General features: G+C 68.4%; 11 protein-coding genes, 2 tRNA genes and 1 pseudogene. 10 read left to right on the forward strand and 4 right to left on the reverse strand.

The features are described 5' to 3' along the window. Positions 1-201 precede the first annotated feature (201 nt). A complete protein-coding gene (locus tag ABZW18_RS08965) occupies positions 202-1,641 on the forward strand; it encodes an amidase (RefSeq protein ID WP_356184179.1) in 1,440 nt (479 codons plus the stop codon). A gap of 230 nt (positions 1,642-1,871) precedes the next feature. On the opposite strand, the gene ABZW18_RS08970 is transcribed toward ABZW18_RS08965, so the two are convergent. Continuing rightward, the gene (locus ABZW18_RS08970) at positions 1,872-2,372 is read right to left on the reverse strand and encodes a DUF3830 family protein (RefSeq protein ID WP_356184181.1); all 501 of its coding nucleotides are present in this window, start codon (positions 2,370-2,372) and stop codon (positions 1,872-1,874) included. Positions 2,373-2,548: 176 nt separating this feature from the next. Here ABZW18_RS08970 and ehuB point away from each other — a divergent pair, with 176 nt between their 5' ends. From ehuB to ABZW18_RS09000, 6 genes are all read left to right on the forward strand, one after another. After that, complete coding sequence (gene ehuB / locus ABZW18_RS08975) at positions 2,549-3,436, forward strand: ectoine/hydroxyectoine ABC transporter substrate-binding protein EhuB (protein WP_356184184.1); 888 nt, start codon at positions 2,549-2,551, stop codon at positions 3,434-3,436. Beyond that, the gene (ehuC, locus tag ABZW18_RS08980) at positions 3,433-4,170 is read left to right on the forward strand and encodes an ectoine/hydroxyectoine ABC transporter permease subunit EhuC (RefSeq protein ID WP_356184186.1); all 738 of its coding nucleotides are present in this window, start codon (positions 3,433-3,435) and stop codon (positions 4,168-4,170) included. The genes ehuB and ehuC overlap by 4 nt, the downstream gene beginning before the upstream one ends. After that, positions 4,170-4,820, forward strand: a complete 651-nt coding sequence (gene ehuD / locus ABZW18_RS08985; RefSeq protein WP_356184189.1) for an ectoine/hydroxyectoine ABC transporter permease subunit EhuD — start codon at positions 4,170-4,172, stop codon at positions 4,818-4,820. The genes ehuC and ehuD overlap by 1 nt, the downstream gene beginning before the upstream one ends. Further along, complete coding sequence (gene ehuA / locus ABZW18_RS08990; protein ID WP_356184192.1) at positions 4,810-5,628, forward strand: ectoine/hydroxyectoine ABC transporter ATP-binding protein EhuA; 819 nt, start codon at positions 4,810-4,812, stop codon at positions 5,626-5,628. The genes ehuD and ehuA overlap by 11 nt, the downstream gene beginning before the upstream one ends. A 230-nt stretch (positions 5,629-5,858) precedes the next feature. Next, a complete protein-coding gene (locus ABZW18_RS08995) occupies positions 5,859-6,617 on the forward strand; it encodes an IclR family transcriptional regulator C-terminal domain-containing protein (RefSeq protein WP_356184194.1) in 759 nt (252 codons plus the stop codon). A gap of 94 nt (positions 6,618-6,711) precedes the next feature. After that, positions 6,712-6,788: transfer RNA gene (locus tag ABZW18_RS09000), tRNA-Lys, on the forward strand. A gap of 122 nt (positions 6,789-6,910) precedes the next feature. On the opposite strand, the gene ABZW18_RS09005 is transcribed toward ABZW18_RS09000, so the two are convergent. Further along, positions 6,911-8,596 (reverse strand): AMP-binding protein, encoded by a 1,686-nt coding sequence (locus ABZW18_RS09005; protein ID WP_356184197.1) that lies wholly within the window; start codon positions 8,594-8,596, stop codon positions 6,911-6,913. Positions 8,597-8,735: 139 nt separating this feature from the next. Continuing rightward, complete coding sequence (locus ABZW18_RS09010; RefSeq protein ID WP_356184200.1) at positions 8,736-9,326, reverse strand: lytic polysaccharide monooxygenase auxiliary activity family 9 protein; 591 nt, start codon at positions 9,324-9,326, stop codon at positions 8,736-8,738. Positions 9,327-9,526: 200 nt separating this feature from the next. On the opposite strand from ABZW18_RS09010, the gene ABZW18_RS09015 reads away from it, so the two are divergent. Both ABZW18_RS09015 and ABZW18_RS09020 read left to right on the forward strand, forming a co-directional pair. Next, positions 9,527-9,600, forward strand: a tRNA-Lys gene (locus tag ABZW18_RS09015). A gap of 125 nt (positions 9,601-9,725) precedes the next feature. Further along, positions 9,726-10,409 carry a FadR/GntR family transcriptional regulator gene (locus tag ABZW18_RS09020; RefSeq protein WP_356184203.1) on the forward strand — a complete coding sequence of 228 codons (684 nt, stop codon included), beginning with the start codon at positions 9,726-9,728 and terminating at the stop codon, positions 10,407-10,409. Positions 10,410-10,463: 54 nt separating this feature from the next. Here ABZW18_RS09020 and ABZW18_RS09025 read toward each other — a convergent pair whose 3' ends face one another. Further along, positions 10,464-11,174: a hypothetical protein gene (locus tag ABZW18_RS09025; RefSeq protein ID WP_356184206.1), complete on the reverse strand. Its 711-nt coding sequence runs from the start codon at positions 11,172-11,174 to the stop codon at positions 10,464-10,466. A gap of 651 nt (positions 11,175-11,825) precedes the next feature. Between ABZW18_RS09025 and ABZW18_RS09030 the strand changes: the two are divergent. Then, positions 11,826-12,325: pseudogene (locus tag ABZW18_RS09030) on the forward strand (glycosyl transferase); the annotation flags it as partial.

Here is a 12,325-nt window from a genome sequence, read left to right on the forward strand (position 1 = left end):
ACGGGTCCCGGTCCCGGCCCGACCCGAACGGGGCGCGGCCCGACCCGAACGACCCGCGGCCACCACCCCAGCCGACAGCCACAGCCGCCCCACCGCCACCGCCACATCCCGGACCGCCTCCTGGCCGAGCCCCAGCTCCCGCTCCCAGGCCCCCCGAACCCCCCGAGTCCCGAGTCCCGAGTCCGAACCCTTGGAGGGTCGATGACCGATCTGGCCGATCTCACGGCAACCGAGCTCCTGACGGGATACGCCGCCCGCGCCTTCTCCCCCGTCGATGCGACCCGTGCCGTACTGGACCGGATCGAGCGGACGGACCCAACCGTCAACGCCTTCGTACGGGTCGACGCCGAGGACGCGCTCGCTCGGGCCACCGAGTCCCAGGAGCGTTGGCGGCGCGGCGAGCCGGCCGGGCTGGTGGACGGTGTGCCGGTGTCGGTGAAGGACATCCTCCTGTTGCGCGGCGGTCCGACGCTGCGCGGGTCGAAGACCGTCAAGGCCGAGGGGCAGCCCTGGGACGAGGACGCTCCCGCCGTCGCCCGGCTGCGCGAGCACGGCGCCGTCTTTGTCGGCAAGACGACGACGCCCGAGTTCGGCTGGAAGGGAGTGACCGACAGCCCGCGGCACGGCGTGACGACCAATCCCTACGATCCCCAGCGCACGGCGGGCGGTTCGAGCGGCGGGAGCTCCGCGGCAGTCGCGCTCGGCGCGGGCCCGCTCAGCCTGGGCACGGACGGCGGCGGCTCGGTCCGTATCCCCGCGTCCTTCTGTGGGATCTTCGCGCTCAAACCCACCTATGGGAGGGTTCCGATCTACCCGGCGAGCGCCTTCGGCACCCTCGCGCACGTCGGGCCGATGACCCGCGACGCACGCGACGCGGCGCTGCTGATGGATGTGATCACCGGCCAGGACTGGCGGGACTGGTCCCAGCTGGGACAGGCACCGGGAGGCTTCCTGGACGGCCTCGGGGACGGCGCCGGTGACGGCCCCGGCCGCGCACTGGCCGGACTGCACATCGCCTACTCCCCGACCTTCGGCGGCCAGGTCGCCGTTGACCCCCAGGTCGCCGCCGCGGTCCGGCACGCGGTGGAGCGGCTCGCCGAGCTCGGGGCGTACGTGGAGGAGGTCGACCCCGATATCGCCGAGCCGGTGGACGCCTTCCACACCCTGTGGTTCAGCGGCGCGGCCCGTGTGGTGCAGCATCTGGGCAAGGAGCAGCGAGAGTTGCTCGACCCCGGGCTCCGGGAGATCTGCGACCAGGGGGCGCAGTACAGCGCGCTGGACTACCTGGCGGCGGTGGACGTACGGATGGCACTGGGCCAGGCAATGGGCCGCTTCCACAGCCGGTACGACCTGCTGGTGACCCCGACGCTGCCGATCACCGCGTTCGAGGCGGGCGCCGAGGTACCGAAGGGTTCCGCCCACAGGCGCTGGACCGGCTGGACGCCCTTCACCTACCCCTTCAACCTCACCCAGCAGCCCGCCGCGTCCGTGCCGTGCGGCATGGACGGCGACGGCCTGCCGATCGGTGTGCAGCTGGTCGCCGCACGCCACGCGGATGGGCTCGTCCTGCGGGCGGCGCATGCGCTGTACGAGGCCGGGGTCGCGGACGGAGTCCGGCCGCCGGCACTCGCACAACACTGACCGCACGGCGCAGACCTCAACGCACCGACCGCACGGCGCAGACCGCACAGCACCGGCCGTACGGCGCAGACCTCAGAGCGCTGACCGCACGCCGCGGCCGTACAACGCGGCAGTACGACGCCGACCGCCCACACCAGGGGACGCCCGCCAGGAATGCGGGCTTCCCATGAGGGAACGGGGGCGCCCCATGAGAACGACGGGGCGCCCCGCGATCACAGCCGCGGTGGCGGCTACGCCCGTCGGAAGTTGAGGGTCTCGCCCAGCGCTCCCGCCCGCCAGAGGTCCTGACAGGCCTCGGCCATCCGGTCGAGGCCGTCGACGATCGAGCCCCAGACGATGCCCGGGACCCAGCCCGCGTCACCGTTGATCAGCAGATTGTTGCGCTCGTAGAAGAGCGCGAGATCCACGACCTGGACCTGGCCCTGATGCTTGGCCTGCGTTTCGTAGCCATAGGACTTCGTCCCCAACTGGGTGTCGGAGAAAGTGAAGTAGCACAGGTCGCCCGGAATGGGAGTGATCGTGGGGTTCTCCAGTGGCGGCTCCGCCGGCGCGAAGGGCGGAAGCAGCGTATAGATCTCGTTGCGTGCGTACTTCGCGTGGTAGACGTCGCCGCCCAGCGGCAGCGCGTTCCACACCGCCTCACAGGTGATCGGCGCGCGGTCGTCGAGCAGCTTGGCCGTACAGGTGACACCACGCTTGTCGAGCGAGACTTCGATGAAGCGGTCTGCCATCGTGGATCCTCTCGTTCGGATACGGGACCAATTGTGTCCCAACGGTCAATAGCACGGCGCCGCGACCGCGCTCCGGGGTCCTCCCCGGAAGAAAACCAGCAACGGCTGGAATCGATTGGCATAACTGGGCTGGAGCCGGGTAGCCGCGCGCCCATGGCTCACCACAGGGGAACGACATGATCGGAAGAACGGTCGGCCGCCGCTCGCTTCTCAAGGGAGCGGCCGCGTTCGGAGCACTGGGAGCGGCCGGCTGTAGCCGGGTGTCCACCGCGGACGTACAGGGCGGAGGGAACCTTCTGGAGCGGATGCGCGCTCAGAAGGTCGTGCGGCTGGGGATCGCGGGTGAGATCCCCTTCGGGTACATCAGCAAGAAGGCGGAGGTCACCGGAGAGGCACCGGAGATCGCGAAGGTCATCTTCAAACGGCTGGGGGTGCCGAATGTTCAGCCGGTGCCAACCGAGTTCGGGTCGCTCATCCCCGGTCTGAACTCGCAGCAGTTCGATGTGATCTCCGCGGGCATGTTCATCAACCCGGACCGCTGCGAGCAGGTCCTCTTCGCGGACCCGGACTACGAGGTGCTGGACGCCTTCATCGTCCGCAAGGGGAACCCGAAGAAACTCGGGACGTACGCGGACGTCAAGAAGACCGGCGCCAAACTCGCGAGCGGCAGCGCATACGCCGAGATCGACTACGCGGTCGACGCCGGCATCAAGCGGGACGCCATCCAGATCTACCCGGACCAGCTGGCCGGCCTGCTGGCTGTCGCCCAGGGCCGCGCCGACGCCTTCGCCGGCACCAGCCTCACCGTCCGCAACGTCATCGAGCAGACGAAGAATCCCGAGGTCGAGTCGACCAAGCCCTTCCTGCCGGAGCTCGACGGCAAGCCCGCCCACGGCGCGGGCGCCTTCGCCTTCCGCAAGGGCGAGACGAAGCTGCGGGACGCCTTCAACGAAGAGCTGCACAAGATGAAGGAGAGCGGCGAGCTGTTGCGCATCGTCAAACCCTTCGGCTTCACCACCACCGAGATGACCGACCTCACCGCAGGGGAGCTGTGCAAGAAATGACAGCGGAGCTGTGGGGACTCATCTTCGAGGGCATCTGGATCACGGTCCAGCTGACCTTCTACAGTGCAGCGCTCGGCGCCGGCGTCGCCTTCATCACCGGCCTCGCGCGTACCTCGCGGTTCTGGATCCTCCGGTTCCTCTCGGGGTTCTACGTCGAGGTCTTCCGCGGGACATCGGCCCTGGTCCTGATGTTCTGGCTGTTCTTCGTGGTACCTCTCGCCCTGGGATGGCAGCTGGTCCCGATGTGGGCCGCCACCCTCGCCCTCGGGCTGTCCTACGGCGCGTACGGCTCGGAGATCGTCCGCGGTGGCATCGCCGCGGTCGCCCCGGCCCAGCGGGAAGCCGGGATCGCGCTGAGCTTCACGCCCTGGCAGCGGCTGCGCCTGGTCATCCTGCCGCAGGCGGTGCCCGAGATGCTTCCGCCGTTCAACAACCTGCTCATCGAGCTGCTCAAGGGCACGGCGCTGGCCGGCCTGCTGGGCGTCGGTGAGATCTCCTTCGAAGCGCAGCTGGCGCGCCTGGCCACCGGCGAGAGCGCGAACATCTACCTCAGCATCCTCGGCATGTACTTCGTCCTCGCCTTCATCCTCACCCGCGGTATGCGACTGCTGGAGCGCCGCGCCAAGGCCTCGATCGGCCAGAAGCCCGAGAAGGGCGGTGGCATCTTCCGGAAGCTCAACATCCGCGAGGAGACCCAGCAGTCCTCCAACATCATCACCGCTGGAGGTCACTGATGAACTGGCAGTGGTCCGTCGTCGGCGACTTCATGCCGCAATTCTGGGACGGGGTCAGGGTCACCCTCGAGGCGACCGCGCTCGGCTCCCTGCTCGCTTTCGCGCTCGGCCTGGTCTGGGCTCTGGCGCAGCGCGCGCCGACCCGCTTCGTACGCTGGCCGGTGAACGTCTTCGTCGAGTTCATCCGCAACACCCCGCTGCTGGTGCAGCTGTTCTTCTTCTTCTTCGTGCTGCCGGAGTGGGGCATCCAGACCTCCGCGCTGGCCACCGGAGTGATCGGCATCGGGCTGCACTACTCGACGTACACCGCCGAGGTCTACCGGGCGGGTATCGAGGGCGTGCCGCTGGGCCAGTGGGAGGCGGCCACCGCGCTGAGCCTGCCGCGCGGCCGTACCTGGGGTTCGGTGATCCTTCCGCAGGCGATCCGCCGCGTCGTCCCGGCGCTCGGCAACTACGTCATCGCGCTGCTGAAGGACACGCCGATGCTGCTCGCCATCGGCGTCCTGGAGATGCTGAACCAGGCCCGGCTGTTCGGCGCGGCGACCTTCCAGTACATCGAGCCGTACACCGTGGTGGGCGTCGCCTTCATCCTGATCTCCTACCCGGCTTCCCTTCTCATGCGATTCCTGGAGCGTCGTCTTGTCCACTGACAACTCCCAGACCCCGCCCTCGCCCGTCCCGGTGAGCAAGGACAGCACCGAGCTGATCCGCTTCGACCAGGTGACCAAGCGCTTCGGCGGCAACACCGTCCTGGACCACCTCGACTTCACGGTCGCCCCTGGCAAGCATGTGACGCTGATCGGCCCCTCCGGATCGGGCAAGACCACGATCCTGCGGCTGCTGATGACCCTGCTGAAGCCCGACGAGGGCAGCATCCAGGTCGCCGGCGAGTACCTCACCCACGAGCAGAAGGGCGACAAGCTCGTCCCCGCGGGCGAGAAGCACAGCCGCGAGATCCGCAAGAAGATCGGCATGGTCTTCCAGCAGTTCAACCTGTTCCCCAACATGAAGGTGCTGCGGAACATCACCGAGGCACCCGTCCACGTCCTCGGGATGACCAAGGACGAGGCCGACGAGCGGGCGCGCGAGCTGCTCGAGCTGGTCGGGCTGACCGAGCACATCGACAAGTACCCGACGCAGCTGTCCGGCGGACAGCAGCAGCGGGTGGCGATCGCGCGGGCGCTGGCGATGCGGCCGCAGGTGCTGCTGCTCGACGAGGTGACCTCGGCGCTGGACCCGGAGCTGGTGGCCGGGGTCCTGGATGTGCTGCGCGACATCGCGCACACCACGGACATCACCATGCTCTGTGTGACTCACGAGATGAATTTCGCCCGAGACATTTCGGATGACGTGCTGATGTTCGACGCCGGAAGGGTCATCGAATCGGGTCCGCCGGAGAAGATCTTTTCGGAGCCCGAGCAGGAGCGCACGCGGGAATTCCTCAGCGCGGTGCTCTGATATCGCAGCTCCTGCGGTCATTCCATGACCTGGGCATATGCCACGATGGCGCGCTCTTGCTGACACGCTTGGAGCGCGCCATCGATCTGCTCAACACCCGCTCCATTCCGCGCCCTTGGCGGCTATCGTGGTATCGAGCCCAGCTGCCGGGGCCGGTGTGGAGTGCCCCTCCCCCGTGACCAGCAGCGACGGCGACGACGCAAGCGGTCACAACCTGCTAGGGGGAAACCGTGGCGCTCAAGCCCGAGCCGACCGCGCCGTTCCACTCGGTGCAGTACGCCCTTCGCGTGCTGGAAACCGTTGCCAAGCACGGCGACGGGGTCACCGACGTTCAGATCGCGCGCGAAACAAGCCTGCCTGTCGGCTCCCTCTCCCAGCTTCTGCTGATGCTGCGGCGCGAAGGATATGTGGAGCAGGTCGCCGACGGTGCGTATGTCGTCGGTGAATCCCTGGTGCTTCTCGGCTCCGGCGGCGACAACAAGCAGGCCCTGTCCGGCAAACTCCAGCGCATCCTGACCGAAATCCGTGACTCGGTGGGAGCGGCGGTCTACATCAGCCGTTACATCGACGGCGAGGTCAAGATCACGCAGTATGTGGACGGGCCGCGGGCTCCGAAGGTCAACGAGTGGGTGGACTTCCGGTCCGCCGCGCACGCGAGCGCGGTCGGCAAGTGCCTGCTCACCCAGCTCGACCACAACGGCCGCCGCGACCACCTCTCGCGCCACAAGACCGCCCGGCTCACCTCACGGACGATCACCAACGAGCGGGTGCTCTTCACCAAGCTGGACAACCAGCCGCCGACCGTCCCGGTGCTCGATCTCCAGGAGTACGCGGTGGGTACCGTGTGCGCCGCGGTCCCGATCACCGCGGGCCAGGCGGTCGGCTGCCTCGCGCTGTCGATGCCGATCGAGCACGCCCACCGGCTGCGGCAGGCCGCCGACGCCCTCAACCGCAAGGCCGCTCCCGTACTGCTCTCGCTCACGATCTGACGTACGGCGGACCGCTGCTCCCTCCGTGCCGGACCACCCCCTCGGACCAGGTACTATTGCTTCTGACGTCGGCCGCTCCGCGGCAGTCGTCAGCGCGCCGCTAGCTCAGTTGGTTAGAGCAGCTGACTCTTAATCAGCGGGTCCGGGGTTCGAGTCCCTGGCGGCGCACCACAGAGAGCGTTGTTGACCTGGGCTTTCTCGGACATCCGAGAGAGCCCGGTGTCGTTTCCGGCCCGCTTCGGCCGCCACCCTCCGACCTCCGCGGAGAACGCCCGGACCGGCCGGGGCCCTGATCAGCGGCCGAGAAGGTCCTCCCGGCCCTGGTCCCGGTAGCTCTTCAGCAGCCGCCCGAGGTCGCGGCCGTCCAGCAGCCGGTAGGCGGCCCCGCACGGGCCGGCGTCCTGCGGCGACCACCACACCGGGTCGGTGCAGCGGAACCCTTCGCGGCGCAGACCGACCCGGTGGACCTTGTTCGTCGCGGTGACGGGCATGGCAGCCGCGATCCGTACGAAGCGGGGGGCCATCTTCGTACCGAGGTCGGGCTGAGCGGTCAGGAAGGCCGCGAAGTCCTCCGGATCGAACACGTCGCCCTCGCGCAGTGCGAGGGCAGCCATCACCTGATCCCCGGCGACCGGGTCGGGTACGGCATACACGGCGACCGCGGCGGCGGGCTCGTAGCGGGCGAGGATGTTCTCGATCATCGCGGCGGCGAGATTCTCGCTGTCGACGCGCAGCCGGTCGTCGCAGCGCCCGGCGAAGTGGAAGAAGCCGCGCTCGTCGCGGAAGAAGAGGTCGCCGGTCCAGTACCAGCCTCCCCGAGTGCGGGCCGCGGCCGCCTGCTCATTGCGCCAGTAGCCCTCGAAGGGGCTGCGGCCACGGTTGACCAGCTCGCCGATCGCCTCCTCTCCGTTGAGCAGCCCGCCGGCCGGATCGAGGACCGCGCGAGGCAGCTCCCGGCCCGTCTCCGGGTCGACCACCGCGAGATCGTCGCCCGGGGTGGCGCGGCCTATGGCACCGGGCGGGGCGTCCGGGGAGCGCTGGAGGGCGGCCCCGCCCTCGGAGGAGCCGTAGCCCTCGACCAGCGGTACGCCGAAGCGGGCGGTGAAGCGGGCCGCGTCGACAGCTCCGGCCTCGGTGCCGAAGCCGGTGCGCAACGGGTTGTCGCGGTCGTCCGGCTTCGCGGGCGTGGCCAGCAGATACTGCACGGCCCGGCCGACGTACGTGAAGTAGGTCGCCCCGAAGGCCCGTACGTCCGGGAGGAAGCCGGACGCCGAGAATCTGCGGCGCAGGGCGACGGCCGCCCCGCCCGCCAGCGCCGGGGCCCAGCCGGCGACGACGGCGTTGCCGTGGAACATCGGCATGCAGATGTAGTGCACGTCGTCGGGGCCGGTCCCGAAGTACGACACCAGGGACCGGCCCGCGGCGGCGAGCCGGCCCTGGGAGCAGATGGCGGCCTTGGGCGCACCGGTGGAGCCGGAGGTGAAGGAGAGCAGCATCCGGGTGCCGGGCCCGACCGGACCGACCCTGGCGTCGCCGGGACCTGCCCCTTCGTACGGTGCGAGCAGCGCCGCGTAACCCGGGTCGTCGACGACCAGGACCCTGCCCGGGGGGATGCCCGTGTCGAGGCCCTCGAGCAGCGGGAGATGGGCCCGCTCGGTGATCAGCAGAGAGCAGTCGGTGTGGATGATGTCGCCGGCGAGCTCGGGGCCGCGCCGGGTGGGGTTGACGCCGACGACGGTGGCGCCGGCCAGCGCCGCGGCGGCGAGCCAGAGCGGGTAGTCGGGCACATTGTCCAGCAGCACCCCGATGTGCGGTGCACCGTCGGGCGGCAGCAGATCGGTCAGGAGCGCGGCCCGGGCGGCTGCTCCGGCCGCGACCTGATGGTGACTGATGACCCGGTCCTCGAATTTCAGGCCGGGCCGGTGGTCGCCCCAACGCTGCTGTACGAGTTCCGCGACGGTGCCGGTCGTCGTCCCCATGACAGTGCACGGTAACTGACGCTATGTCAGGTGAGGAGGGGGCAATCAAGCCCCGAGGTCATCCGTATCGACCGGCGCCATTGCCCGCGTCCCGGACCGACCGCGGCAGTGAGGACGGTCCGAAACGGAGGGCGACGCCTTAGAACGTGACGTCCGAGCAGGCGTAGAAGGCGTTGCTCGTGTCGGCGATGGTCCAGACGCCGACGATCAGGTGCTTACCGGTCTTCTGGGTGGGGATGGTGCCCTGGTGCACGACGGTGGTACCCGGCCGCGTGCCGTTGTAGGGGACCGACATGAACGGCTGGAGCTCCAGGTCGGCCCGGGTGAGCGGCCTTGAGGGGTTGTAGCCGTTCTTGGTGATGTAGTAGCGGAAGTCGGTGGTCGAGTGCGGGGCGGTGAGCCGCCAGGTGAAGCTGTAGCCCTGGCCGCCGGTGACCTTGGTGGCGGGCCACCGACCGCCGCGCGGGTCGTCGAGCTGGGCGAACTGGCTGTTGCCGGCACTGCAGATCTTGCCGTCCGCGGGGCCTCCCGACGGGAAGCCCTTGGGGCCTTCGACGCTCTGCGGCTCGTACTGGATGGGGCCGCAGTCCTTCACGGTGCCGTTGGCGCAGAGGGCCTGCCGGCTGATGGGGAGGTTGGTGTAGCCGTGACTGGTGGCGCTGCCGGTGGCGAGAACCGAGGCGCCGACGATACCGAGCCCGATCACGGCCGCACTGATCTTTTTATGCATGCTTCGCTCCTGGAGGACGTGGGGGATGTCCGTGAGCCGAGTGCAGATCAGGTCTAGACCAAGTGCCAGACTAGGACTGCCCGATGGACATGTCCAGACCAATCAAGGCGTGAAATCCGGGCCCCGGCCCGCCCGAACACCCGGCCCGCCCGGCCGTTCGGACCATCCCCGCTGATCGGGTACGATTTCCATGTCAGCGCGCGCCGCTAGCTCAGTTGGTTAGAGCAGCTGACTCTTAATCAGCGGGTCCGGGGTTCGAGTCCCTGGCGGCGCACACGACACTCTGGGCCTCCTCGCCACCGGCGGGGAGGCCCAGAGTCGTTCCGGGGCGGTGTCCGGTTACCTCCTGACCACGGTCAGGGGATGGCCAAATCGGAGGTTGCAGTGCACAGTCGCGGAATGGCGAGCGACATCCAGGAGCGGATCAAGAAGCTGATCATCGACCAGCGGCTGCCGTCCGGCGCTCCGCTGCCCACCGAGGCCGAGCTCATGGAGCTGCTCGGGGTCAGCCGCAACTCCGTCCGCGAAGCCCTCAAGGCTCTCCAGGCGATGGGCATAGTCGAGATCCGGCACGGCTTCGGGACGTACGTCGGACCGATGTCCATGGCCCCGATGATCGAGGGCCTGACCTTCCGCACGGTCGCCGGGCACTACCGCGGCGAGGACAGCCTTCTCCAGCTCCTGGAGCTGCGCGAGGCGATAGAGACCGGGCTGATAGCGCGACTGGCCGGCCGCGTACCCGCCGCGGATCTCGTCGAACTGGACGCGCTCGTATCACGTATGGAGGACGAGGCCGACGACGGCGCTGTCCGGGCCGACACCGACCGGGCCTTCCACACCGCCCTCTACCGCGGGCTGGACAACCTTCTGCTGAGCGAGGTCCTCGAGGCGTTCTGGGACTCCTTCCACCGTGTCCGTACGGACCTGGTGGACACCCAGCCCGACCCGAAGAACACCTGCCGTCAGCACCGGGAGATCCTCGCGGCGGTCCGCTCGGGGGACGCCGTACGCGCCGAGGCAGCCGTACGCGACCACTTCGGGAACATCCGGACCCGTCTGAGCTCCGCGCGCCGCGAACGCTAGGTGCCACCGGATCGGTGGCACCCCAGCGTTCGTTCGCGTCGGGCTGTCAGTGCCTCATCCTCCGGCGGCGATCTTTGCCCTGTAGTAGGTCTCCGCGGCATCGGCGAACTTCATGATGAAGTAGGAATTGATTCCGGCGCCGGCGAGTGCACCGAGGATGGGAATAGCGCCTGTAGCGGCCTTTGAACCAAGCAGTGCCGAGAACTTCACCGCTATTTTCTGCGCGATCTTCTGCAGGAATGGCTTGCTCAGCTTGGCCAGGGCCTTGCCGCTCTTCTTTCCCGCGATCTTGGCTCCCACCGCGGAAACCCCGGATCCGGCGCCGGCGGCCAGCACTTTGGCCATCACGGCGGCACCGTAGGTCGGATAGGTGGCGTTGAGGACCATCCAGCCTGCTGATACCCCGACGGCGGCAGTACCCACGCTCAACGCGTCCGGCTCCAGGGCTCCGGCCCACAGGCCGAGGATGACCGCCATGTCATCCTCGCCGTCAACCGTGGCCCCCAGTTTGAATCCGATGCCCCACGCGCAGATGGACATCTTGTGCAGGAGAAATCCCACGTCCGCGGTGAGAGCGAGCAGATGTGCGCCCGGTACTGCCATGGCCGCCGCGCCGGCTGCGGCTACCTGAGCGGTCTGCGACGTACGCCAGCTTGAGAGTGTCGAGTACCCGGCAACACCTCGCGCGGCGATTGAAGTATCCCAGCCAAGCGAGTTGAACGCGTCTATGACGATGTTCGAGCTTACGTTTGTAGCCATATCCACCCCCCGATGATTTCCGAGGAGCCTTCCATGGCGCATCGAGCACCGCAATCGAACATTACTGACGGAAATAGCGGAATATCGAACGTTCGTCTACTTGCCGCGCACGGCTCCCCAGGTGTCTCACGCAGCCCACTCCGCCCCGATCGGCGAACGCATTTGACGGGGCGTCAGCAGGCTCAGCTGATCGGTGTTCCGAAGTCCGCCGCGAAAAGGATCACCGGCCTCTGTCTTCGCCTCGCGCCGGAACCCCGGTGCCGGTTCCGCGAGGACGCCGTTCCCGAACTGCGCCGTAATCCCAACCGGCACACAGGCATCCCATTGCACGCGTATGCCCAGTAAACAGCTTGTTTCGCCCTTGCGATCAAGCCGGAAGATCCGGGACCCTATCCTGGACCCGATGGCTTCCACGGCATAAACGGAGCTTGTGGGTCGACGAGTTGGGGGCTCGATCGGTTGCGGTTCACGACGGGGTGGGGGCCCCGTCCACTGCGGATGTCGAACAGGGCATCATGCAACCGGAAGGTGGCCTTTCCCTGTCTTGGGGGATGGCGACCGGACCTTGCTGAGCACGGGTCGGTCGAGGGGGACCATTGACCCGGCCCGGAAGAACTTACGAACACGCAGGCCGGCCTGCGTGCGGGGGGATGACTCATGACGTCGACGCCGACGGGCGCCCGGAATACCTACGACCCGTCCCGGACGACTCGGCTCCGCGTGCCTCAGCAGCGGCACCCAGGACCGCGACGCCAGAAGAAGGCGCTGCCGCGCTACGACTACGAGCACTACAGCCGGCTCGCCGGGCCCCTCACACAGCCCGATCCCAACACGCCGTACAGAGTGCGCTATCGCAGCCTGCTCGCCGACGAACCGCACCGAATACGGGCGGCCCTGCTGCTCGGCGCGGCGCCACTGGTCTCGCTCGGCCTGCTCGCCTGGCTGCTCCAGCCCGCGCACTGGACGAAGCGGGACAACGCCTCGGACGCGCTGCTCATTCTCGACGTCGTGATGCTGGTGTCGATCGGTCTGATCGAGCTCTTCCGCACCATGAACGTGCTGTCCAACGCGCATGCGACGCTGGTCGCGCGTGATCCGGTCCCGGTGGTGCCCGAGAACGGCACCAAGGTCGCCTTCCTCACCTCCTTCGTCCCCGG

Source organism: Streptomyces sp. NPDC004647 (genome assembly GCF_040609575.1).
Classification (GTDB): Bacteria; Actinomycetota; Actinomycetes; order Streptomycetales; family Streptomycetaceae; genus Streptomyces.